This is a genomic window from Afifella aestuarii, assembly GCF_004023665.1.
Classification (GTDB): Bacteria; Pseudomonadota; Alphaproteobacteria; order Rhizobiales; family Afifellaceae; genus Afifella; species Afifella aestuarii.
Window position 1 is genome coordinate 98,443 of the sequence record NZ_SAUF01000002.1, and the last position, 21,713, is coordinate 120,155.

Here is a 21,713-nt window from a genome sequence, read left to right on the forward strand (position 1 = left end):
GCTCGTCGGTCTCAGCTCAGCCGGCCACGCCGATTCGCTTGGCCTTCTCCTCGTCGTACCACCAGGTGGTCTCGAAAGGAAAATTGTAGTCCGGCTTTGTCTCGGGGCGAGAGAACATGTCCCAGCGCGCCACGCGATGCGCATCCTGGTACCATTGCGGCACGACAAAATAATGGGCGCGCAAGATCCGGTCGAGCGCCCGCAGGATGTTGCGGTGGGTGTCGCGGTCGTTGGCGGCGAGCGCCTGATCGATGAGGGCATCGACCGCTTTGAGGTGAATGCCCGCATAATTGCGCGAGCCCGGCAGATCCGCCGAGGCGCTGCCATAGGATGCGCGCAGCGATTCCAGGGGCGTGGGCGTGGAGCGCAACCGCAGCCCGAGAACGTCGAAATTGAACTCCGAGGCGCGCGCCTGGTACTGCGCCGAATCGACCGGACGGATCGAGGCGTCGACGCCGAGGCGGCGGAGTGAATCGACGAATTTGCCGAGAACGCGTTCAGACACCGGGTCGTTCTGAATGAGGAATTCGACAGATAGGACGTCGCCCTGATTGTTGATGAGCTGACCGCCGTTGCGGCTCCAGCCGGCCTGCCGAAGAAGCTCGTCCGCCTTGCGGAGATTGTCGCGATCGACGCCTGAACCATCCGAGGTCGGCGGCACCACCGCGGGCCCGAAGACCTCCTCCGGCAATTCGTCCCGGAAAGGTTCAAGGAGCGCAAGTTCCGCCTCCGAAGGCTCGCCTTCGGCGGCATAGACGGATTTTTCAAACCACGACGCCGTGCGGCGATAGGAATCGTAGAAGAGGTTGGTGTTGAGCCATTCGAAATCGAAGGCGAGGCCGATCGCCTGGCGCGTGGCCGGGTCGGCGAATTTCCCGCGGCGGGTGTTGAAATACCAGGCCTGGAAGTCGGGAAGCCTTTCGTCGGGCATCAATTCCGTCGCCACCTTGCCGCTCACGACGGCCGGAAAGTCGTACTCGGTCGCCCAGCTCTTGGAGGAGAACTCCTCACGGAAGGTCACGGCGCCCTTCTTGAAGGCTTCGAATCCTGCCTGTCGGTCGCGGAAAAATTCGAGCCGCATCACGTCGAAATTATGAAAGCCGCGATTGATGGGGAGATCCTTGGCCCAGTAATCTTCCACCCGCCGATACTCGATGAAGCGGCCCTGCTGCAGCTCTCCCACCTCATAGGGGCCGGAACCGAGAGGCGCGTCGAGTGTCGACGCATCGAATTCGCGACCTTGGTACCAGGCGCGCGAGAAGATCGGCAGCTGCGCGATGACGAGCTTCAGTTCGGGAGAATGCTTGCCCGACAGTGTGACGACGACATCGTGCTCGCCGTCCGCCTCGACGGACACCATTTCCTTCAACGGCAGAAGCAAGTCCGGATGGCCCTTCTCCTTCAGGATATTCATCGAATAGACGACGTCGTCGGCGACGAGCGGCGTGCCATCGTTGAAACGGGCTTCCGGACGAAGACGGAAATGCAGAGTGAGACCGTCGTCGGAGACCTCGACGCTTTCCGCCACGAGCCCGTAACAGGCGTCCGGTTCGTCGGAGGCCCATTTCATAAGGCTGTCGAAGGTGAATTCCATCAGTGGCGGCGCGTCGCCGCGGATGACGAACGATGAGAGCGTGTTGAAGGTGAGGAAGCTCTGATTGTAGTAGGCTTGGCTCGGCACCATGACGAGTCGGCCGCCGCGTGGTGCATCGGGATTGACATAGTCCAGATGCGCAAAATCGGCGCCGTATTTGAGGTCGCCGAAGAGCGACATTCCGTGTCGGGGGCCAGCGGGCGTCGCGGCATGGGCCGACCCAATGAGCCCTGGCGTTCCGATCAGCTTCGGCGCGATTGCAAGCGATGCAGCACCCAGAAGAGCGCCGCGGCGGGTGAACGAAATCACTCTGCCATCCTCAATTTCTTTTCTTTTTCAGGGTCGATCCACCAGGAGTAGACGTCGACGCCCGCGTAAGAGGGCTGCTTGTCCGGGATGCCGAACTTGTTCCAGTAGGCAAGCCAGATTTTCGGCAGATTCCACTGCGGCACCATGTAGTAGTTCCACAGGAGCACGCGGTCGAGGGCGCGGGTCGCCGCGACGAGGCTCTTGCGATCTGGCGCGTAGATGATGTCGTTGACGAGCTCGTCGACCGCCTCGTTCTTGATCCCGGCCGCATTGCGGCTGCCGCGCTGATCGGCGGCATAGGAGCCCCAGAACTCGCGTTGTTCGTTGCCGGGTGATTGCGACTGGGGAAACGACCCCACGATGACGTCGTAATCGAAATCGTCGGTCAGCGCCTGGTATTGGGCCGCATCGACGATGCGGATCGACGTGTCGATGCCGAGCCGGCGCAGCGTGTTGGCGTAAGGCGACAATATCTTCTCGTCGTTCGGATCGTTGCCGAGAAACTGGATGGTGAAGCGCTCGCCCGTCTCCTTGTTGAAGAGACCGCCATCGCGCTGCTCCCAGCCGGCCTCACGCAGCAGCTTAACGGCCTCGCGCAGATGGTCGCGCATCGCCTCACGGCTGTCGAAGACGGGAAGTTTGAACTCTTCGGTGAAGACCTCGGGCGGAACCTTGTCGCGCACCTTTTCCAGATATTCGAGCTCCTTGCCTTCCGGCAGCCCGGTCTCTTCGAGCTCTGTGCCTTCGAAATAACTGTCGGTGCGGGTGTAGAGGTTGAAGAAGAGGTTTTTGTTGAGGCTTTCGAAATCGAAGGCGAGCGTCAGGGCGTGGCGCACGCGCCGGTCGGAGAACTTGTCGCGGCGGGTATTGAGCACATAGGCCTGCATCGGCTCGCCCGATGTCGTCTGAAACTCTTCCTTCTTGACATCGCCGCGCTGCGCGGCGGGAAAATCGTAGCCCTGAGCCCAGCGCTGGGCGCGGTTTTCCGCTCGGAAGTCGTAGATGCCACCCTTGGTGAAAGCTTCCCAGACCGCATTGGCATCGCGGAAATACTCGTAGCGGATCTCATCGAAATTGTAGCGGCCGACCCGCAGCGGATGGTCCTTACCCCAATAATCCGGCACGCGCTCCCACACCACGCTGCGGCCGGGGATGAAGGATTTGATCCGGTAGGGTCCCGAGGAGAGCGGCGGCTCCAAGGTCGGCTGCGTGATATCGCGTTTCTTGCCGTCCTTGTCGGTGCCCGTCCACCAATGTTTCGGTACGATGACAAGATCGCCCATGATGTTGGGGAGCTCGCGATTGCCTTTCTGGTCGAAGGTGAACGTGACCTCGCGCTCGCCAGTGATCTCGGCTTTGACGACGTTGTGGTAGTACTGATTGTACTGCGGGTTGATCTCTTTGAGTGTATTGAAGGACCAGACCACGTCTTCGGCCGTGATCGGCTCGCCGTCATGCCAGCGCGCCTTTGGATTGAGTCGGAAGGTCGCCGAGGAATAATCGTCCGGATAGCTCATCGCCTCGGCGATGAGGGCGTAGCTGGTGCTCGGTTCTTCCTCGGACGGCTCCATCAGGCTGTCGTAGCCGATGCCGCCGCGCGCATTGACGATGAGACCGAGACCCGCCGCGACGGTGCCGCGGATGATGAAGGGATTGAGGCTATCGAAGGTGCCGACCGCCACCTGGTTGAGCGTACCGCCCTTCGGTGCATCGACATTGACGTAATCGTAATGGGCGAAATCCGGCCCGTATTTCGGCTCATGGATCAGCGACGTCGCATGGCGCCAGGTCTTCTCGTCGCTCGGCTGGTCCGCATCCTGCGCCTGGGCGTTCACAAAGCCGCCGAACGCGAGCAGGCAGACGAGGGGAAGCTGGATGAAGCGTGCTGTCATGAAAGAGGCCGGTTCTCGCTGTGTCGAAACATCATGATAAACGCCGAAGGATCGCGTTTCACCCGCTGAGACGCGACCTGACGAAAATTTAACCCGTTGTTTCGTCAGACAAAAGAACGCCGCGGCAAAGCCGCGGCGTCAACAGGGTCATTTTGTCCGGCTGCAAGGGCTCATTGCCCGGGCAACGGCGCTGGATTGTCCGAGAGCGTGCGCAGATAGGCGAGAAGCGCTGCGCGGTCCTCGTCCTTCTTCACGCCGGCGAAGATCATCTTCGTTCCCGGCACCACGCCGCGCGGATCGGCGAGGTAGGTGTCGAGGTGGTTGTAGGTCCACGTCCCGATCTCTTGCGCATGCTTCTTCATCGCATCGGTGTACTTGAAGCCTTCATGCGTCGCGGCCTGACGGTTGACGATCTCCCAGAGGTTCGGGCCGATCCGGTTGGCGCCGCCCTTGTCGAAGGTATGGCAGGCGCGGCACTGCGCGGCGACCTTCTCGCCAGCCTCCGGCGAGGCATCGGCGATCATGGCGACCGTCGGGCTCGGCGGCTCCTGATTCCCGGCAGGCGCCTGGGCCTGCTGCTGACCCTCGGCCGGCTGCTGGTTCTGAGCCTGTTGCTGCACCTGCCCCTGCTGCTGAGCGGCGTTCTCATCGAGATCGCGGCTTTCCTGATGGCGCGAGGTCTCGGCGGCCTGTTCGCCGGCGCCCTTGGCCGTCTGCGCGCCTTCCGCCGTTGCGGCGGCCGGCTGGTTGCCCGTCGGCGGCTGCTGGGCGTCGGTGGTTCCCGAAGCGAGGCCCTGAGCCGTCGAAGGCCCGGGCGTTGCGGGGCTTGCCGGCTGTGCCTGGTCGGGTGCCTGTTGCGCGTTCTCCGGCTGCGGTGCTGCCTGCTGGCCTGATTGCTCACCCTGGGCCTGCTCACCTTGAGCCTGCTCTTGGCCGGCATCGCCGCCCGGCACGTCCGACGCGCCCTGTTCGGTTGCCGATTGGGCGGTTTCTTCCGTCACTTCGCCTTCGGGAGCTGCCGTCCCGCCACCTGTTGCGGTCGCAGGCGCCGGCGTCTCTTCCGGCGTTGCCTCGGCCTGCGCTCCTCCAGCTTCGCCTTCAGACGCGGCGGCTTCATCGCCGCCTTCGGCCGGCGCGGCTTCCGGCTCGGGCAAAGGCAGAGGATCGTCGGAGAGCGTGTGCAGATACGCGATGACGTTGGCGCGGTCCTGGTCGTCCTTGATGCCGGCGAAATTCATCGCCGTTCCCGGCACCACACCCTTCGGGTCGGTCAGGTAATTGTCGAGATGCTCAAACGTCCATTCGCCTTCGGTCTTGGCGAATTCCTGCATGGCGTCGGTGTAGCTGAAGCCTTCCTCCGACGCGACGGGACGTCCGACGACGTTCCAGAGCAGCGGACCGATCTTGTTGCCTTCGCCCTTCTGGAAGTTGTGGCAAGCCACGCATTGCTTGGCGGTGCGCTGTCCGGCATCCGTGTCGGCATTGGCAAGGCGAACCGGCAGAGGTTCCGGGCCCGCGGGCTCGGCGGCGGCGTCGCTGCCGCTGTCCTCTTCGGCAGTTGCGATGACGTAGCCGGGCTCGTCCAGCTCGGGCGATTCAAACAGCATATCTCCGAGAACAGACAGGCCGAAGGCGACCAGCAGCGTCCCCAGGATCGCCATTGCGTAGGTGTTCCAGGCGGGCGAATGCATTGAAATCTCTACTCCGCTTTATTGGCCGGGCTGCAAATAGGGCGCACCACACCCGGGAGGCAAGGTTGAGAGCGCTGAAGCTCTCGGTTTGACGGTTCCATCGCAGGCGTATAAGCCCGCCGCCGAAGTTCCTTTCCAGTGTATCTCGATGAATTTTCGATGAATCCGCTCATCGTTATCCCGGCACGGCTTGCCGCCACGCGGCTGCCAGAAAAACCCCTCGCCGATATCGCCGGCCGTCCGATGATCGCCCATGTCGTGGACCGCGGCCGCGAGTCCGGGCTTGGTCCGGTCGTCGTGGCGACCGACGAGAAGCGCATCGGCGAGGCCGCCGAAGCGGCCGGCGCGATCGCCATCATGACGCGGGCTGACCATCCTTCGGGCTCCGACCGCATCGCCGAAGCGCTCGCGACATTCGATCCGGAAGGCCGGCACGATGTCGTCGTCAATATGCAGGGCGATCTGCCGACCTTCGATCCCGCCACGCTCGCCGCGGCTCTCCGCCCCCTTGAAGATCCGGAGGTGGCGATCACCACGCTCACCGCGGAGATTTCGGAGGAAGGGGAGCGGACGAACCCCAATGTCGTCAAAGTCGTCGGCACGCCGGTCGCGCCAGACCGGCTGCGGGCGCTTTATTTCACCCGCGCGACGGCGCCGTATGGGGAGGGACCGCTGTTTCATCACATCGGACTTTATGTCTATCGGCGCGCCGCTCTGCAACGTTTCGTCGCATTGCCGCCCGGCATTTTGGAACGTCGCGAAAAGCTTGAGCAGCTGCGGGCACTCGAAAACGGCATGCGCATCGACGCCATGATCGTCGAAACCGTCCCGCTCGGCGTCGACACGATGGCGGATCTGGAGCGCGCACGCGCCATCCTTGCAGGAGAAGCGGAATGAACATGGCCGAGGCGAGACGCGTCGTCTTCCAGGGAGAACCCGGCGCCAACTCCCACATCGCCTGCCAGGATGTGTTTCCGGCGGCCGAAGCGGTGCCGCTCGCGACCTTCGAGGATTGCTTTCAGGCGATCGAGACGGGGGAGGCCGATCTCGGCATGATCCCGATCGAGAATTCCGTCGCTGGCCGCGTCGCGGATATCCACCATCTCCTGCCGTCCTCGACGCTCTCCATCATCGGCGAATATTTCCTGCCGATCCGCCACCAGCTTCTCGGCCTCAAAGGTGCGCGCCTTGAGGATGTGAAGACGGTGCAAAGCCATGTCATGGCGCTCGGCCAGTGCCGCAAATTCCTGCGCGCCAATGGGTTGAAGGCTGAAGTGGCCGCCGACACCGCGGGTTCAGCCCATCAGGTGGCGGACCTCGGCGACAAGAGCCGCGCGGCGATCGCGACACGGCTTGCAGCCGAAGTCTACGGCCTCGACATTCTGGCCGAGGATATCGAGGATGAGGCGCACAACACCACACGCTTCATCATCCTGTCGCGCGAGCCGCAGCAGCCGGCGATCGAGGCGGGGCCGGCCGTCACCACCTTCATCTTCCGCGTCCGCAACGTTCCGGCCGCGCTCTACAAGGCGCTGGGCGGCTTTGCGACCAATGGCGTGAACATGACGAAGCTCGAGAGCTATCAGCTCGGCGGCACCTTTTTCGCCACGCAGTTCTACGCCGATGTCGAAGGCCACCCGGACGATCCGATGGTGGCGCTCGCTCTCGAAGAGCTGCAATTCTTCTCCGCCGAGTTCCGGATCGTGGGTGTCTATCCGGCCGATCCGTTTCGCGCCCATCAGGCGGAGCCGGAAGCGAACCGCGCACTCAGACCCTCCCGCGGGGCGTAAAGCGATAGGATGACGCAAGGCGAGGGCCGCGAGGCGCTCGCTATTTCCCCTCCGCCCAATCGGCCCAGTCCGCGATGAGGCGGTGCGCGATTGCCATTTTGGGCGGCGCTGTCAGCCCATCCGGATGCGTGCCGGTGAGCATCCGGTGGACCTCAGCGCGGGCGAACCAGCGGCAATCTTCAAGCTCGCTTTCATCGCGCGTGATCGCGTTGGAGGCGGCCTCCGCATGGCAGCCGATCATCAGCGAGGAGACGAAAGGCCAGGGCTGGCTGGAATGGTAGCGCACACGCCCCGTCCGGATCCCCGCCTCCTCGGCGATCTCGCGCCTGACCGCCGCTTCGATCGTCTCCCCGGGTTCCAAAAAGCCGGCAAGCGCGGAATACATGCCGGGCTGAAAGCGATACTGGCGGCCGAGAAGGCAGGCGTCATGGTTTTGCGCCGGGTCGATGACCAGCATGATGACGACCGGATCGGTGCGCGGAAAATGCTCTCTCTCACACGACGGGCAGTGCCGCTTCACGCCGCCTGCCCGCATCTCCGTCTCGCTCCCGCATCTCGCGCAGAAACGATGGTTCTGATGCCAGGCAAGCAGTGACCGCGCCTGCGCGAGCCCGCCGAGATCTTCCGCCGACAGAAGGCCCTGGACCGCGAGGGAGCGAAGATCGATTGCCCGCAGCGGCTCCTGCCACTCTGCCTGCGGGATCGCCATGGCGGCAAGCCGCGGCTCTGCGCCGAGAAATCCGAGAAGAATGAGGGTGGCGGGATTGAAGCCGATGGCCTCGGCCTCGTTCACCGAAAAGGCGGCTTGCGGCTCCGGAGAGATCTTCACGAGAGCACGGTCTTCGCAAAAGAGATGGATCCGCGCATCGGGTGAACCGAGCGCGATCTCGACTGCATGTTCCGCGCGATGCTCGCTCTGCCGGTCGAAATTGTTTCCCGCGAAGCCGTTTGCGGCGCTCGCCTCGAGGAAAGGGCGATCTAGGAAGCTTGAGGACATGACGAGTTCAGGCCGAAGCGGCGGCAAAAGCGTCTTCCAGGCGGCGGATGAGTGTGTCTTTCGCCTTGATTTCATAAGGCCTTGCAGGGACCGCGCCCCAGACGGGCTTCGGCCAGGCCGGGTCGCCGACGAAACGGGCGATGACGTGGATGTGAAGTTGGCGGACCTCGTTGCCGAGGGCGGCGACATTGAGCTTGTCGCTGCCAGTCACCTGCCGGAGGGACCGCGCCGCCGCGTCGATCTCACTGATCAGAACGCTTTGCTGCGCGACATCGAGATCGATGATCTCGGCGAGCTCCGGTCGCGCCGGCACCAGGATGAGCCATGGATAGGTGGCGTCGTTCATCAACCGAACATGGCAGAGAGGGAATTCGGTGAGCGGAAACGTATCGGCGGCGAGCCGGGGATGAAGAGAAAATCCGGACATGACCTCGTGACCTAGAGCCTGTGTGAGGCTCTAACACCTGCCAGGGCCGGCGCGAAGGGAGGATCTGTGGCAATTGACGCGGCGCCCGCCCCGGCTTACGCCACCGCAGGATTGATATGGGCAAGACCGGCAGAAACTCACCGGCAGGGGAAGACGACGAAAATGGCCGATCACACCGAACTCGCGGCGACCATCGACGAGGCCTTCGAAAAGCGCGGCGAGCTCAGCCCGGAGACGCAAGGACCCGTGCGCGATGCCGTCGATACGGCGCTCGACCTTCTCGACAGCGGTGAAGAGCGTGTGGCCGCGCCGGGACCTGATGGCAACTGGCACGTCAATCAATGGCTGAAGAAGGCGGTGCTGCTTTCTTTCCGCCTGACGCCGATGTCGGTGATCGATGGCGGTCCGGGCGGAGCCGTGTGGTGGGACAAGGTGCCGTCGAAGTTTGCCGGCTGGGGCGCTTCGGATTTCGAGAGCGCGGGATTTCGGGCAGTGCCGCATTGCGTGGTGCGCCGCTCCGCCTTCATCGCGCCGGGCGCGGTCTTGATGCCGTCCTTCGTCAATCTCGGCGCCTATGTCGGCGAGGGGGCGATGATCGACACCTGGGCGACAGTCGGTTCCTGCGCGCAGATCGGCAAGAACGTGCATCTTTCGGGCGGTGCGGGTATCGGCGGTGTGCTGGAGCCCTTGCAGGCCGGGCCGGTCGTCATCGAGGATGATTGCTTCATCGGTGCGCGTGCCGAAGTCGCCGAAGGTGTGATCGTGCGCCAGGGCTCGGTCTTGTCGATGGGGGTCTATCTCGGCGCCTCGACAAAAATCGTCGATCGCAACACCGGTGAGGTGTTTATCGGCGAAGTGCCCCCATATTCTGTGGTCGTGCCGGGCACGATGCCCAGCAAGAACCTGCCGGGTGAAAACTGGGGGCCGCAGCTTTATTGCGCCGTCATCGTCAAGCGTGTCGACGAGCGCACCCGCGCCAAGACTTCGATCAACGAGCTCTTGCGCAGCTGACGCGTCCCGCCAGCATTTGGAGGCAAGATGGCGCGCAGCCTGCTTTGGGTTTTTTTCCGCTTTGATGGCCGCATCGGCCGCGAAGTCTACTGGCTCGCCAATTTCGGCGTGGTGGCGGTGCTGGCCTTCCTGCTGCAGCCGGATGTCCACCCGCAGACGGGGGATGTGACCTTCCACAATCCGACGCTCGCCAGCTTCGCTCTCATTGTCGGAATGGTCTGCTCCATCGCCATCGGCGTAAAGCGGCTGCACGATTTCAACGCGACGGGCGCCTTTGCGGCGATCCTACTCGTTCCCGTTCTGTCGATTTTCGCTACCATCGCCTTTGGTGTCGTGCGGGGCACCGGCGGAAAGAACAGGTTTGGCGAGGCGCCGAACCTGCCGCCGAGGTGAGTGAGGCCGAGCATGGACTGGAAATATCTCTATACGAGCTTCGAGGGACGTATCGCGCGCAAGGATTGGTGGATCGGGGTCATCGGCCTCTTCATCATTTCTCTCATCGCGACGCTGCTTTTCGGCAATGACGGGCTGATCGCCTTTCTGATTTCCGTCTTTCTGTTTTTGGCCGGCATCGCCTGTCACGTAAAACGTTTTCACGATCGCGGCCGCTCCGGCTGGTGGGCGCTCATTATTCTAATCCCGGTCATCGGACCGATCTGGGCCATCGTCGATCTCGGCCTCCTGGAGGGAGATCAGGGCGCCAACAGCTGGGGCCCGCCCCCGGAAACGCGTCTCATCCCGTGACCGTGATCGACCCCGTCCAGCTCGCCCGCGATTTGATCCGCGCACCTTCGGTGACGCCCGAAGCGGCGCCGGCGCTCGACGTCCTCGAGGCGGCGCTGAAGCCGCTCGGTTTCGCTGTCGATCGGCCCGTCTTCTCCGAGGTCGGTACACCGGACGTGGAGAACCTCTTCGCCGTCATCGGTGAAGGTGATTACCATCTCACCTTCGCCGGTCATGTCGATGTGGTGCCACCCGGAGACGAAGCCGCCTGGCGGCATCCACCCTTTTCCGGAACGCTCGATGAGAACCTCGTCTACGGGCGCGGCGCCGTCGATATGAAGGGCGCGATCGCGGCGATGGTCGCCGCCTTCTCGCGCTTCAAGGCGCGCCGCAGCGATTTTTCCGGCCGTTTTTCGTTCCTCATCACGGGCGATGAAGAAGGGCCCGGCATCAACGGCACAGCCAAGCTACTCGACTGGGCGAAAGGTCGAGGGTTCGATTTCTCCGGCGCGCTCGTCGGCGAGCCGACATCTGCAGACTGGGTCGGAGATCAGGTCAAGATCGGCCGGCGCGGCAGCTTTTCGGCGACCATCGTTGCGCATGGGCGGCAGGGCCACGCCGCCTATCCGCATCTCGCTGCGAATGCGGTGATGCGCTTGATGACACTGCTCGAGGGGCTGACGGCGATGCCTCTCGATGAAGGCAGCGCGCATTTCGAACCTTCGACGCTCGAGGTCGTCGATGTCGCGACCGGCAACAGCGCCTGGAACGTCATTCCCGGAGAGGCGCGGGCGCGCTTCAACAGCCGCTTCAACGATTGCTGGACGCGAACGAGCCTGCGCTCCGAGATCGAGAGACGGTTGAGTGAGGCGGCCAAAGGCGAGATCCAATGGAGCCTGGAAGAGGGGCAGCCGCCGAGCGATTCCTTTCTCGCCCGGGACGAGGCTCTGATCGGCAGTTTAAGCGGGGCCGTTTCCGCCATCGTCGGTTCCCGTCCGCGCCTGTCGACGGGCGGCGGAACATCGGATGCGCGCTTCATCAAGGATTATTGCCCGGTCGTGGAGCTGGGTCTCGTCGGCGCCACCATGCATCAGACCGACGAGAGGGTGCCGGCTGCCGATCTCGAAGAGCTGACGCGCATCTACGAAGCCTTCCTGGATAGCATCTTCGCCCGCACGCAATGATCTTCTCTTACTGCATCCAACAAGTCACCGGCGCATGGAAGGTGATGAACGGCCGTGCCGAAGGGCTGCAGGAACTCGATCTGACATTGGAGGGGTTCTGGCGCTCGTTCGGCGCGGTGATCCTCATCATCCCGTTCACGCTCATTGCGATCTCCTCCGAAAGAATCGCACTGACGGCGACCGATCACGCCGTGACGGTTTTGGCCGGCAGCTTCGTCTCCCTGCGGCTCTTCGGCCTCGCCCTCGATTGGGTCGCATTTCCGATTTTCTTCGCGCTCGTTGCCCGCCCGCTCGGGGTTGCCACGCATTATGTGCCCTTCATCGTGGCGCGCAATTGGAGTGCGGTGGTGATCGCCGGCATGTTCGCGTTGCCGCATGCGCTCCACGCGACGGGCTTTGTGCCGCTGCCGGTTCTTTCTTTCCTGCTGCTGGCGCTCTTCGTGGTTGCCTTGCGCTTTTCCTATCTGGTGGTCCGCACCGCTCTCGCCGTGCCGGTGATGATGGCCGTGCCCGTCGTTCTGCTTCAGCTCTTGATCGGGATTTTGATCGAGGTGAGCCTCGACCGCATTTTCGTCGGGGTGATGTAGCCGGCGTCGCTCAGGCGTCGTCTTCTGGATAATCGACTTTCGCCAGATAAAGCCCGTCGGGCGGTGCCAGCGGGCCGCAGCGGCGGCGGTCGCATGCGGCAAGCGCCCCGGCGACGTCGCGCGCCCGCCATTTGCCCTCGCCGACGAGTTTCAGCGTGCCGACGAAGGAACGCACCTGGCTGTGCAGGAAAGAGCGCGCGGAGGTCTCGACCACGACCATATCGAGTTCACGCCGCACGCTGATCCGGTCGAGGGTTTTGACCGGGCTCTTCGCCTGGCATTCGGCCGCCCGGAAGGTGGTGAAATCATGCCGCCCGACGAGCGTCTGCGCCGCCTCGTGCATGGCATCGGCATCAAGCGGCACCGGCACCTGCCAGGCCCGACCGCGCTCCAGAGCGAGCGGCGGGCGCCGGTTGACGATGCGGTAGAGATAATGCCGCTTTTCCGCCGAGAACCGCGCATCGAAATCGTCAGGTACTTGCCTTGCCGCGAGGATCGCGACCGGCGCGGGTCGCAGATGCGCGTTGAGGGCGTCACGCACCGTGTCGTCCGGCCAGTCTTTTTGCAGGTCGCAATGCGCCACCTGGCCGAGCGCATGCACGCCCGTATCGGTGCGGCCGGCGCCCCGGATCCGGATCTCTTCGCCCGTGAAGGCAAGGATCGCATCTTCGATCGCCGCCTGCACGGAAGGGCCCGTCGTCTGCCGTTGCCAGCCGACGAAAGGGCCGCCGTCATATTCGATCAGGAGGCGGTAGCGGGGCATAACGACACTCTGCCGAAGGGCGCCAGGGCGTGCTGTCTCACGCGACGAGGATGCGGAAATCGGCCGGCAGGCCACGCAGTGCCGCCTCGGCCTCCATCGCCTGCTTGCCAGCGCGCTGCACCTCGACGAGACGGATGGCGCCTTCGCCGCAGGCGATCGTCATTCTGTCGAGAAGCTCGCCCGGTTGGCCCGAGCCTTCGGTTTTTTCCGAGCGCAGCACTTTCACGCGTTCGCGCTTGCCGCCCGCCTCGATCTCAAACCAGGCGCCGGGGAAGGGCGAGAGGGCGCGGATGAGGTTGTGCACCTCACCGGCGGGCTGCGACCAGTCGATCTTCGCTTCACTCTTGTCGATCTTGGAGGCGTAGGTGACGCCCTCTCCGGCCTGAGGGGTGGCCGTCAGCGCCCCCCGTTCCAACGCGCCAAGCGCCCGCACCATCAAATCGGCGCCAAGACGCGCGAGCCGGTCGTGCAGCTGCCCCGTCGTCTCGTCGGGACCGATCGGCGTCTTTTCGGCAAGGCAGACCGGGCCAGTATCGAGACCTTCGTCCATGCGCATGACCATGACGCCGGTTTCCGGATCGCCCGCCATGACGGCGCGCTGGATCGGGGCCGCCCCGCGCCAGCGCGGCAGAAGCGAGCCGTGGAGATTGAGACAGCCTTCACTCGGTGCGTCCAGGATCGGCTTCGGCAGAATGAGCCCATAGGCGACGACGACGGCGACGTCGGCCTGAAGTGCCGCAAATTCCGCCTGCGCCTCCTCGTTCTTGAGGCTCTTCGGCGTGCGCACCGGAATGCCGAAGCGCTCGGCATGAAGATGCACCGGGCTTTTGCGCTCAGCCATGCCGCGGCCGGCGGGGCGCGGCGGTTGCGTGTAGACGGCTGCGATCTCGTGGCCCTGGCCGACGAGTTCGAGGAAGGTCGGCACGGCGAAATCCGGCGTGCCCATGAAAACCACTTTGAGTGTCATCGCCTGTCCCTTTGCCCCTTCCGGGGACGGCTACATGGCCGAACTGGCGCTGCGTTCTTTCTCGCGCGCCGCCTTGGTGAAACGGCGGATGACCATGTCGCGCTTCAGCTTGGAGAGATAATCGATAAAGAGGACGCCGTTCAGATGGTCGACCTCATGCTGGATGCAGGTGGCGAGAAGACCGTCGGCTTCGAGCTCCTGTTCCTTGCCGTCATAGTCGCGATACGTCACCTTCACCCGGGCGGGGCGTTCCACATCGGCGAAATACTCCGGGATCGACAGACAGCCTTCCTCGTGCACGTTCGGATCGTCGGAACGCCAAACGATCTGCGGATTGACGAGAAACAGAGGCTCCCGCTTGTCCTCTTCGCGGCTGACATCGATGGTGATGACCCGCTTCGGCACGCCGACCTGGATGGCCGCAAGGCCGATTCCGGGCGCCTCGTACATCGTCTCCAGCATGTCGTCGAGAAGCTTCTGGATCGGCTCGCTCATGCCCTCGACGGGGTCGCTGAGCTTGCGCAGGACGGGATCGGGAAGTGTGACGATGTCGAGTTTAGCCATGGCCCTCGCGACTTAGGGTTTCCGGGGCCTGCGGTCAATGTCGCGTGACGGCCGAGTGTACGCGGCGAATCAGCTATGTTCATGAAATGGACTCATGGTCGCCCGTCTTTGCCGATGCGCTTGGCCGACTTTCCGACGCCGACCCGCTTGTGCTGTCGGCGGCCGGCTTCGGCGGGCTCGTGCTTTTCGTCGTGCTCATCCTCGCTCTGCGGGCCGGCGCGAAGAACCGTCGTCTGGCTGCCGAGGCGAGCGCGCAGGCGGCGGAGATGCGCGGCGAGCTCTCGGCGCTCCTGAAGACCCAGGCGGAAATGTCGGGGCGCATGCAGTCGATGGCGGAGATTTTCGGCAGCCGCCAGTCGGAGCTCAACCGGCATCTCTCGGAACGTCTCGATGGGATCGGCCACCGTCTCAACCGCTCCGTCGGCGAGGCTGCGCAGAACACCGGCGAAAATCTGCGCCAGCTGCATGAGCGGCTTGCCGTGCTCGACCGGGCGCAGAGGAATATCACCGAGCTTGCCGGTCAGGTGACGACCCTGTCGAACATCCTCGGCAACAAGCAGACGCGCGGCGCCTTCGGTCAGGCGCGCATGGAAGCGATCGTCGCCGACGGCCTGCCGAAGGGCGCCTACCAGTTCCAGGCGACGCTGAAATCCGGCGCGCGGCCGGATTGCCTCGTCTTCATGCCGAACGGCGTGCCGCCGCTCGTCGTCGACGCCAAGTTCCCGCTTGAAGGCTACAATGCCCTCAAGGATGCGGAGACGGCGGAGACGAAGAAGGCGGCCCAGGCGCAGTTCCGCACGGATCTCCTGAAGCATATCCGCGACATTCAGGAGCGGTATCTCACTCCCGGCGAGACGCAGGACACGGCCTTCATGTTCGTGCCCTCCGAGACGGTCTTCGCGGAGATCCACGAACGCTTCGAAGAGGTTGTGCAGCGCGCCTACCGGGCGCGCGTCGTCATCGTCTCGCCATCGCTTCTGATGCTGTCGATCCAGGTGATGCAGGCCGTCCTGCGCGATGCGCGGCTGCGCGAGCAGGCGCATGTCATCCAGGAAGAGGTGATGTCCTTGATGGAGGATCTCGGACGCCTCGACGAGCGTGTCAGGAAACTCGCCACGCATTTCGGCCAGACGAGCCGCGACATCGAACAGATCCTGATTTCGAACGACAAACTGCAAAAGCGCGGTGCCCGGATCGAGGGCTTGGGCTTCGGCGAGGAAGCGGAGGAGGAAAAGGTCGCGGCCGGCGGCGAGGGGTAGGTCGTCGCCCACGACAGAGTAGCGGTTGGCCCCTGCGACAACCCTGAGTGTATCTGTGAGAGGCTGCAGGCGTCATCTTCTTGCGAGGGCGTGAGCACAGACTCTGTTGACACATGTCAACGGACGACCCATCTTAAGGGGGAACACTATTCCGCGATCTCGCCATCCAAACAAAGAGATCGAGGCTGCGGTTCGCTTTGCGGAAACCCGTGGGTGGCGGCTCGAGAAACGCCAGGGTCATTGCTGGGGACGGCTGTTTTGTGCGTTCGCCGACCGGGAGGGATGCATCGTGTCAGTTTGGTCCACACCGAGGAAACCGCAAAACCACGCCGAGGGGATCAGGCGCGCGGTCCTTCGTTGCCCGCATCAGGCGGTGGAACGCGATGAGGAGAGCGATTGTGATGGCTGAGCATGGCTTCACGCTCGTCGCGTCCGGATTGTCTCCCCAAGACAATGATTTCGAGGAGCGGCTCTTCGCTGCGGGTTGCGACGACGCAACGGTTTCTTTTTCAAGAGGACGCACCATTCTCGACTTCGCCCGCGAGGGGAAGAACTTCGTCCAGGCGCTCGTCTCCGCCGTGGAGAGCGTCGAAGCCGCGGGGGGGCGCATCGAGCGGATTGAGCCGGATCCGCTTGTGAGTGCGTCCGACATCGCCCGCCGCACCAATCTCACTCGAGCTGCTGTCTCCAACTATGCCAAGGGCGCACGGCTCGGGAACCTTCCGGCCTTTCCGTCCCCGTATGCCCGTGTCTCCGGCGACAATCCGCTTTGGGATTGGGGAGAGGTCGCCGCATGGTTGCACCGATGTCAGAAGCTTGCAGCCCCTGAGGCTTCGGTCGAAGCGCGTCTCATCAGCCTGGCAAACCGGGCTCTGGGGAGTGTCGGGGAAGCCGGCGACCGGTCACTCAAATATTCATTGATTTGCCTCGCGAAGGACGAGCGCCGTCGTTCGAGCTTGGCTGCTTGAAGGCCAACGCGCCGGACGGCAACTTATTACGGCACGTCTTCCTGGTCGTTACTGCTGGAAAACCGTGTTGAGCCAACTCGCCGGTCAACAATCGGCTGTTTAGCCCTGCTCTTCAGCCTGCGGCCCGTGCGAGGCCGTGTTCCACAAGCCGGTCGATGACCGCAGCGTAGCCGATGCCGCTTGCCGCCATCGCCTTGGAATACATGCTGATATCGGTGAAGCCCGGGATGGTGTTGAGCTCGTTGACGAGGATGCGACCCTCCGCGGTCACGAAGAAGTCGACCCGGGCCATGCCGTCGCAGCCGAGCGCCCGGAAGGCCTTTGCGGCAAGGGTGCGGATTTCGGCTTCGAGATGCGGCGGCAAATCCGCAGGGACTTTCAACGCCGCACCGGTCTCGTCGATATATTTGGCGTCGTAGCTGTAGAAGCCGTGGCGTTCTGCCGGCACGATCTCGCCCGGACGCGAGACGAAAAGCGCGCCTTTCGGGTCTTCGAGGACGGCGCATTCGATCTCGCGGCCGGCGATGAATTCCTCGGCGAGAAGCCTCGTGTCGTGCCGAAAGCCTTCCGCGAGGGCGGCAGCAAACCCTGCTTCGCTTGTCACTTTGCTCACCCCGACCGACGAGCCCTGCCGTGCCGGCTTGACGAAGAGGGGAAGTCCGATCGCGCCTTCGATCTCGGCGAAAGAGGGCGCCTCACCCAATGCGATCGTGACCGCACGCGCGACGGGCAGGCCGGCCTGCGTGAGGAGGCGTTTGGCGATGTCTTTGTCGATCGCGGTTGCCGAGCCAAGGATCCCACAGCCGACGAAGGCAACGCCCGCCGTCTCCGCCAGACCTTGAACCGAGCCGTCCTCACCGAAGAGGCCGTGCAGGACGGGAAAAAGGATGTCGACCGGAGCGATCTCTCCGACCTGTCCTTCAGGCGGCAGCGCAAGCATGCGTCCCTTGCCGCCAGGCAGAAGGGCGAGTTCTGTCCCCGTCTCGGGCGTCGTCGGGCGGCCGTCTTCGAAACGGCTTTCAAGCCAGCGTCCGTCACGCGTGATGAAGATCGGTACGAGATCGTAAGTCTCGGGGTCGAGTGCCCGCATGACGTTGGTCGCCGACATGATCGAAACATCGTGTTCCGCCGACCGGCCGCCGAAAAGGACGGCGATACGCGTGCGTGAGGACGGAGGCGTCATGGTGGCTCCTGCAGGAGGTTTCCGAAAAGTGGGTTAAAACGCCGTCCTTGCCCGCATGGCGGCTGCGAGCGTGCCGTCGTCGAGATAATCGAGCTCGCCGCCGACCGGCACGCCATGGGCGAGCCGCGTGACCTTGACGTGACAGGAGGCGAGCTCGTCGGTGAGGTAATGCGCCGTCGTCTGGCCCTCGACCGTGGCGTTGACGGCGAGGATGATCTCCGTGACTTCGGGCGCTGCCGCACGGCCGAGAAGGCTGTCGATGGCAAGATCGTCCGGGCCGATCCCGTCGAGCGGGGCGAGCACGCCGCCGAGCACATGGTAGCGCGCCTTGGTGGCGGCGGCGCGTTCCAGCGCCCAAAGGTCGCCGACGTCTTCCACCACCACGATGGTGGAAGGATCGCGCGACGGATCGGAACAGACCGAACAGGGGTCACGGCTGTCGATATTGCCGCAAACGGAGCACACCTTGGCGGCCTCCGCCGCCTCGCGTGCCGCATTGGCGAGCGGCACGAGCAGCGTCTCTTTCTTTTTGATGAGCGCAAGCGCGGCGCGCCGGGCCGAACGCGGCCCGAGCCCCGGGAGGCGCGAGAGGGCCTGGATCAGTTTCTCGATCTCGGGCCCGACAGTGGAAGCGGCCATGATGTCTCGCGCGGAATCCTAGAACGGCAGCTTCATGCCCGGGGGCAGAGGCAGACCGGAGGTGAGCTCCGACATTTTTTCCTGCGTCGCCTGGTCGGCCTTGCCGCGCGCGTCGGCCACGGCAGCGACGACGAGATCTTCCAGGATCTCCGTCTCCTCCTCTTTCATGAGCGAGGGGTCGATTTTGATGGATTTGAGCGTGCCCTTGCCGTCGACCACGACGGAGACGAGCCCGCCGCCGGAAGAGCCGGCGACCTCCATCGCGGCCACCTCCTCCTGCAGCTCCTGCATCTTTCCCTGAAGCTCTTTGGCTTGCTTCATCATGCCCATGAGATCGCGCATGGTGTCAGTCATCCTCTCTTGATGGGTCGGGCGTCTCACCCGCCTCGTCGTCATCAGTGTCGTCGTCTTCGGGGCGCGAGCGTACGGCGACGATCTCTGCACCCGGAAAGCGTTCCAGAACCTTCTGCACGATCGGATCGGCTTCCGCCTCTGCCATCAGCCGTGCATCTTCAGCCTGCTTCACTTCGCGCAGGGTTTGCGCGCCGCTTGTCTGGCTGACGATGACGACCCAGCGCTGGCCGGTCCATTCCGAAAGGGCAGCCGAAAGCCGTTGCGGCAGATCCGCAAGGGCGCCCTCGTCGAGCGCGATCTCCACCCGCCCGTCCTCGACCTTGACCGGCCGCACGAAACGTTCGAGCGCGTTGACGAGGCGGATATCGCGCCGGGCGCGGCCTTCGGCAACGATGTCAGCGAAACTCTGCAGCCGCGGTCCGGCCTGGCTTTGCGCCGCGCGGGGTGCCGCGGCCGGCTGGTGACGCGGCTCCGGGTGGGATCGCGCCCCGCCATTGCCGGACTGCACGAGCCGCGCCTGCGGCGGGGGAGGTGGTGCGGCGCCGCCGCCATCGGGGCGCCCGGCACCACTGCCGGATCTGTCCTGCTCGTCGGCGAGCGCTTTGAGCGCCTCTTCCGGGGTCGGCAGATTGGCGGCATGGCAGAGGCGCACGATCACCATGTCGGCGGCCTGTTCGGGATGCGCCGCAAGCTGTGCTTCCTGGATGCCTTTCAGGAGGATCTGCCAGGCGCGCGAGAGGATCGAGACCGCGAGTGTTCCCGCGAGCGCTTCCCCCCGCACCCGCTCCGTCTCGGAAATTGCGCTCGAAGGGGCCGTCCCCGGCGCGAGCTTGGAGACGGTCACGTAATGGCAGAATTCCGCAAGATCGGTGAGGACGGTCACCGGGTCGGCGCCGCGCTCGTGCTGCAGCCGCAATTCGGCGAGCGCCGAGGCAGTGTCGCCCTTCATCACCTCTTCGAAGAGGTCGACGATGCGGGCACGATCCGCCAGCCCCAGCATGTCGTGCACCGTCTCCGCGCCGACCCGGCCGGCGCCATGGGCGACCGCCTGGTCGAGGATGGAAAGCGCATCGCGCACAGAGCCTTCGGCTGCGCGTGCCACCATGCGGAGCGCCTCGGCCTCGACCTCGAAGCCTTCCTTGCCGGCGATGGAATTGAGATGCGTGATGAGTTCGGCGGCATCGACGCGCTTCAGGTCGAAGCGCTGGCAGCGTGACAGCACCGTCACCGGCACTTTGCGAATTTCGGTCGTGGCAAAGATGAACTTCACATGCGGCGGCGGCTCTTCGAGCGTCTTCAGCAGCCCGTTGAAGGCCGCTTTCGACAGCATGTGGACCTCGTCGATGATGTAGACCTTGTAACGCGCCGAGGTGGGTGCGTAGCGGGCCGAATCGATGATGTCGCGGATGTCGTCGATGCCGGTATGGGAGGCGGCATCCATCTCCATGACGTCCGGATGGCGCCCTTCCATGATGGCGCGGCAATGCACGCCCTCTTCGGAAAACTCCACCGTCGGGGCGCCGTCGCCCTCTTTGGGCTGGTAGTTGAGCCCGCGGGCGAGAATCCGCGCCGTCGTGGTTTTGCCGATGCCTCTGACACCCGTCAGCATCCAGGCATGCGGGATGCGCCCGGCCCTGAAAGCGTTTTTCAGGGTGCGCACCATCGCCTCCTGGCCGATCAGATCATCGAAGCCGGAGGGGCGGTATTTGCGGGCGAGAACCTGGTAGCCGGGCGCAGCGCTCATCGGCTTCTTTTAGAGCATGATCGGCTTGGGTTGAATGCCGAACGCAATAAGCGCTCCAAACGATGTTCCCTTTTTGCCGCGCCAACGAAAAGGCCGCCTTGCGTGGCGGCCTGATTGGAAGAAGGAGACTGGACGACGACCCGCGCCGAATTCGTTGGGGCTGCTTCCTTCCGGACCTGACCCGATTGGCGAAAGACGCGCCCGTCGCCAGCCTCCCGGCGCCTATATGACGATTTTGCGCCGCGCCTGCAAGGGGAGCGCACGACTTGCGCGATGGGGCGCTTTGTCCGAGGCGGAAGACAGGAGGCGCGGCCGCTAAACGCCGCGCGCCGTGACGATCTCCGAGACGAAGGCCGCGAGGTTGTCGGTGACGAAATCGACATGCTCCGCCCCGTCATGACCCTCCATCTCCCATTCGGCGTGGAAGACTTCGCGCGTGCCAGACGGCACGACGAGGACGGTGCGCATGCCGAAATTTTTCGGCACGACGAGGTTGCGCGACAGGTCTTCGAACATGGCCGCTTTGGCGGGGGCGATATCGAAACGCTCGATGAAGCGCCGATAGGTCTCTTCGCGCGGCTTCGGCAGGAGGTCGGCGGCGACGATGTCGAAGATGTCTTCGAAATGATCGGAGAGGCCGAGCTGCGTCGCCGTCTGCTCCGCATGCGCGCGTGAGCCGTTGGTGAAGATGAATTTGCGGCCGGGCAGGCGAGCGATCGCGGCGGCGAGTTCGGGGGCCGGGGCGAGCGCCGAGCGGTCGATGTCGTGCACGAACTCCAGGAAGCTGTCGACGTCGACGTCGTGCTCCAGCATCAGCCCGCGCAGCGATGTGCCATGCCGCTCGTAAAATTCTTTCTGAATGCGGTGGGCTTCGGCCTCGTCGACATTCAAGAGATTGCCGACATAGCTGCGGATGCGCTCGTCGATCTGTGCGAACAGGTTCGAATCACGCGGATAGAGGGTGTTGTCGAGGTCGAATATCCATGCCTCCACCTCCGCAAAGACACTGAGATCTTCACGGGCGTGGGGTGCGATGTCTTCTGCTGCAAGTGCGTTCATGCGGTCTG

22 protein-coding genes and 1 other RNA gene are annotated in these 21,713 nt (G+C 64.0%); 9 read left to right on the top strand and 14 right to left on the bottom strand.

All coding sequences use genetic code 11. The annotated features are described in order from the left end of the window. Positions 1 to 16: 16 nt before the first annotated feature. The 3 genes from EO094_RS08830 to EO094_RS08840 all read right to left on the bottom strand — a co-directional run bounded on the left by EO094_RS08830 (position 17) and on the right by EO094_RS08840 (position 5,486). Positions 17 to 1,903 (bottom strand): extracellular solute-binding protein, encoded by a 1,887-nt coding sequence (locus EO094_RS08830; protein ID WP_205649880.1) that lies wholly within the window; start codon positions 1,901 to 1,903, stop codon positions 17 to 19. Beyond that, complete coding sequence (locus tag EO094_RS08835) at positions 1,900 to 3,795, bottom strand: extracellular solute-binding protein (RefSeq protein WP_128291964.1); 1,896 nt, start codon at positions 3,793 to 3,795, stop codon at positions 1,900 to 1,902. The genes EO094_RS08830 and EO094_RS08835 overlap by 4 nt, the downstream gene beginning before the upstream one ends. Before the next feature lie 170 nt (positions 3,796 to 3,965). After that, positions 3,966 to 5,486 (bottom strand): c-type cytochrome, encoded by a 1,521-nt coding sequence (locus EO094_RS08840; protein ID WP_128291965.1) that lies wholly within the window; start codon positions 5,484 to 5,486, stop codon positions 3,966 to 3,968. Between the two features lie 159 nt (positions 5,487 to 5,645). On the opposite strand from EO094_RS08840, the gene EO094_RS08845 reads away from it, so the two are divergent. Continuing rightward, the gene (locus EO094_RS08845; protein ID WP_128291966.1) at positions 5,646 to 6,383 is read left to right on the top strand and encodes a 3-deoxy-manno-octulosonate cytidylyltransferase; all 738 of its coding nucleotides are present in this window, start codon (positions 5,646 to 5,648) and stop codon (positions 6,381 to 6,383) included. Between the two features lie 2 nt (positions 6,384 to 6,385). Beyond that, a complete protein-coding gene (locus EO094_RS08850) occupies positions 6,386 to 7,276 on the top strand; it encodes a prephenate dehydratase (protein WP_128293213.1) in 891 nt (296 codons plus the stop codon). A gap of 40 nt (positions 7,277 to 7,316) precedes the next feature. Here EO094_RS08850 and nudC read toward each other — a convergent pair whose 3' ends face one another. Both nudC and EO094_RS08860 read right to left on the bottom strand, forming a co-directional pair. Further along, complete coding sequence (gene nudC / locus EO094_RS08855; RefSeq protein ID WP_128291967.1) at positions 7,317 to 8,273, bottom strand: NAD(+) diphosphatase; 957 nt, start codon at positions 8,271 to 8,273, stop codon at positions 7,317 to 7,319. A 7-nt stretch (positions 8,274 to 8,280) separates the two neighbouring features. Then, entirely contained in the window at positions 8,281 to 8,700 is a 420-nt protein-coding gene (locus EO094_RS08860; RefSeq protein ID WP_128291968.1) for an HIT domain-containing protein, read from the bottom strand. A gap of 162 nt (positions 8,701 to 8,862) precedes the next feature. On the opposite strand from EO094_RS08860, the gene dapD reads away from it, so the two are divergent. Genes dapD through EO094_RS08885 form a run of 5 tightly spaced genes read left to right on the top strand, consistent with a single transcriptional unit; the run spans position 8,863 to position 12,205 of the window. After that, positions 8,863 to 9,711 carry a 2,3,4,5-tetrahydropyridine-2,6-dicarboxylate N-succinyltransferase gene (dapD, locus tag EO094_RS08865; protein WP_128291969.1) on the top strand — a complete coding sequence of 283 codons (849 nt, stop codon included), beginning with the start codon at positions 8,863 to 8,865 and terminating at the stop codon, positions 9,709 to 9,711. 27 nt (positions 9,712 to 9,738) lie between these two features. Next, a complete protein-coding gene (locus tag EO094_RS08870) occupies positions 9,739 to 10,104 on the top strand; it encodes a DUF805 domain-containing protein (protein WP_128291970.1) in 366 nt (121 codons plus the stop codon). 12 nt (positions 10,105 to 10,116) lie between these two features. Next, positions 10,117 to 10,455, top strand: coding sequence for a DUF805 domain-containing protein (locus EO094_RS08875; protein WP_128291971.1), 339 nt, complete (start codon positions 10,117 to 10,119; stop codon positions 10,453 to 10,455). After that, positions 10,452 to 11,618 (top strand): succinyl-diaminopimelate desuccinylase, encoded by a 1,167-nt coding sequence (gene dapE / locus EO094_RS08880; protein WP_128291972.1) that lies wholly within the window; start codon positions 10,452 to 10,454, stop codon positions 11,616 to 11,618. The genes EO094_RS08875 and dapE overlap by 4 nt, the downstream gene beginning before the upstream one ends. 44 nt (positions 11,619 to 11,662) lie before the next feature. Further along, positions 11,663 to 12,205 (top strand): hypothetical protein, encoded by a 543-nt coding sequence (locus EO094_RS08885; protein ID WP_128291973.1) that lies wholly within the window; start codon positions 11,663 to 11,665, stop codon positions 12,203 to 12,205. A gap of 10 nt (positions 12,206 to 12,215) precedes the next feature. Here the strand turns inward: EO094_RS08885 and truA are convergent, their stop codons facing one another. Genes truA through def form a run of 3 tightly spaced genes read right to left on the bottom strand, consistent with a single transcriptional unit; the run spans position 12,216 to position 14,499 of the window. Next, complete coding sequence (gene truA / locus EO094_RS08890) at positions 12,216 to 12,968, bottom strand: tRNA pseudouridine(38-40) synthase TruA (RefSeq protein WP_128291974.1); 753 nt, start codon at positions 12,966 to 12,968, stop codon at positions 12,216 to 12,218. Positions 12,969 to 13,005: 37 nt separating this feature from the next. Next, positions 13,006 to 13,935 (bottom strand): methionyl-tRNA formyltransferase, encoded by a 930-nt coding sequence (gene fmt, locus EO094_RS08895; RefSeq protein WP_128291975.1) that lies wholly within the window; start codon positions 13,933 to 13,935, stop codon positions 13,006 to 13,008. Between the two features lie 30 nt (positions 13,936 to 13,965). Next, positions 13,966 to 14,499 carry a peptide deformylase gene (def, locus tag EO094_RS08900; RefSeq protein ID WP_128291976.1) on the bottom strand — a complete coding sequence of 178 codons (534 nt, stop codon included), beginning with the start codon at positions 14,497 to 14,499 and terminating at the stop codon, positions 13,966 to 13,968. Between the two features lie 86 nt (positions 14,500 to 14,585). Here def and EO094_RS08905 point away from each other — a divergent pair, with 86 nt between their 5' ends. Beyond that, a complete protein-coding gene (locus EO094_RS08905; protein WP_128291977.1) occupies positions 14,586 to 15,758 on the top strand; it encodes a DNA recombination protein RmuC in 1,173 nt (390 codons plus the stop codon). 401 nt (positions 15,759 to 16,159) lie between these two features. Next, on the top strand, positions 16,160 to 16,726 hold the full coding sequence (locus EO094_RS08915; RefSeq protein ID WP_128291978.1) for a hypothetical protein: 567 nt from the start codon (positions 16,160 to 16,162) through the stop codon (positions 16,724 to 16,726). Positions 16,727 to 16,838: 112 nt separating this feature from the next. On the opposite strand, the gene EO094_RS08920 is transcribed toward EO094_RS08915, so the two are convergent. From EO094_RS08920 to EO094_RS08945, 6 genes are all read right to left on the bottom strand, one after another. Next, a complete protein-coding gene (locus tag EO094_RS08920) occupies positions 16,839 to 17,909 on the bottom strand; it encodes a D-alanine--D-alanine ligase family protein (RefSeq protein ID WP_128291979.1) in 1,071 nt (356 codons plus the stop codon). A 33-nt stretch (positions 17,910 to 17,942) separates the two neighbouring features. Continuing rightward, entirely contained in the window at positions 17,943 to 18,548 is a 606-nt protein-coding gene (recR, locus tag EO094_RS08925) for a recombination mediator RecR (protein WP_128291980.1), read from the bottom strand. An 18-nt stretch (positions 18,549 to 18,566) separates the two neighbouring features. Then, complete coding sequence (locus EO094_RS08930) at positions 18,567 to 18,890, bottom strand: YbaB/EbfC family nucleoid-associated protein (protein ID WP_128293219.1); 324 nt, start codon at positions 18,888 to 18,890, stop codon at positions 18,567 to 18,569. Positions 18,891 to 18,894: 4 nt separating this feature from the next. Beyond that, positions 18,895 to 20,646: a DNA polymerase III subunit gamma/tau gene (locus EO094_RS08935; RefSeq protein WP_128291981.1), complete on the bottom strand. Its 1,752-nt coding sequence runs from the start codon at positions 20,644 to 20,646 to the stop codon at positions 18,895 to 18,897. 120 nt (positions 20,647 to 20,766) lie between these two features. Next, positions 20,767 to 20,862, bottom strand: an RNA gene (gene ffs, locus EO094_RS08940) — signal recognition particle sRNA small type. 99 nt (positions 20,863 to 20,961) lie between these two features. Beyond that, complete coding sequence (locus EO094_RS08945; protein WP_128291982.1) at positions 20,962 to 21,705, bottom strand: pyrimidine 5'-nucleotidase; 744 nt, start codon at positions 21,703 to 21,705, stop codon at positions 20,962 to 20,964. Positions 21,706 to 21,713: the final 8 nt, after the last annotated feature.

Coding starts and splice junctions, on each gene's coding strand:
- EO094_RS08835 (WP_128291964.1), bottom strand. CDS start 3,795: ATGACAGCACGCTTCATCCAGCTTCCCCTCGTCTGCCTGCTCGCGTTC.
- EO094_RS08840 (WP_128291965.1), bottom strand. CDS start 5,486: ATGCATTCGCCCGCCTGGAACACCTACGCAATGGCGATCCTGGGGACG.
- EO094_RS08845 (WP_128291966.1), top strand. CDS start 5,646: ATGAATCCGCTCATCGTTATCCCGGCACGGCTTGCCGCCACGCGGCTG.
- EO094_RS08850 (WP_128293213.1), top strand. CDS start 6,386: ATGGCCGAGGCGAGACGCGTCGTCTTCCAGGGAGAACCCGGCGCCAAC.
- nudC (WP_128291967.1), bottom strand. CDS start 8,273: ATGTCCTCAAGCTTCCTAGATCGCCCTTTCCTCGAGGCGAGCGCCGCA.
- EO094_RS08860 (WP_128291968.1), bottom strand. CDS start 8,700: ATGTCCGGATTTTCTCTTCATCCCCGGCTCGCCGCCGATACGTTTCCG.
- dapD (WP_128291969.1), top strand. CDS start 8,863: ATGGCCGATCACACCGAACTCGCGGCGACCATCGACGAGGCCTTCGAA.
- EO094_RS08870 (WP_128291970.1), top strand. CDS start 9,739: ATGGCGCGCAGCCTGCTTTGGGTTTTTTTCCGCTTTGATGGCCGCATC.
- EO094_RS08875 (WP_128291971.1), top strand. CDS start 10,117: ATGGACTGGAAATATCTCTATACGAGCTTCGAGGGACGTATCGCGCGC.
- EO094_RS08885 (WP_128291973.1), top strand. CDS start 11,663: ATGAACGGCCGTGCCGAAGGGCTGCAGGAACTCGATCTGACATTGGAG.
- truA (WP_128291974.1), bottom strand. CDS start 12,968: ATGCCCCGCTACCGCCTCCTGATCGAATATGACGGCGGCCCTTTCGTC.
- fmt (WP_128291975.1), bottom strand. CDS start 13,935: ATGACACTCAAAGTGGTTTTCATGGGCACGCCGGATTTCGCCGTGCCG.
- def (WP_128291976.1), bottom strand. CDS start 14,499: ATGGCTAAACTCGACATCGTCACACTTCCCGATCCCGTCCTGCGCAAG.
- EO094_RS08905 (WP_128291977.1), top strand. CDS start 14,586: ATGGACTCATGGTCGCCCGTCTTTGCCGATGCGCTTGGCCGACTTTCC.
- EO094_RS08915 (WP_128291978.1), top strand. CDS start 16,160: ATGGCTGAGCATGGCTTCACGCTCGTCGCGTCCGGATTGTCTCCCCAA.
- EO094_RS08920 (WP_128291979.1), bottom strand. CDS start 17,909: ATGACGCCTCCGTCCTCACGCACGCGTATCGCCGTCCTTTTCGGCGGC.
- recR (WP_128291980.1), bottom strand. CDS start 18,548: ATGGCCGCTTCCACTGTCGGGCCCGAGATCGAGAAACTGATCCAGGCC.
- EO094_RS08930 (WP_128293219.1), bottom strand. CDS start 18,890: ATGCGCGATCTCATGGGCATGATGAAGCAAGCCAAAGAGCTTCAGGGA.
- EO094_RS08935 (WP_128291981.1), bottom strand. CDS start 20,646: ATGAGCGCTGCGCCCGGCTACCAGGTTCTCGCCCGCAAATACCGCCCC.
- EO094_RS08945 (WP_128291982.1), bottom strand. CDS start 21,705: ATGAACGCACTTGCAGCAGAAGACATCGCACCCCACGCCCGTGAAGAT.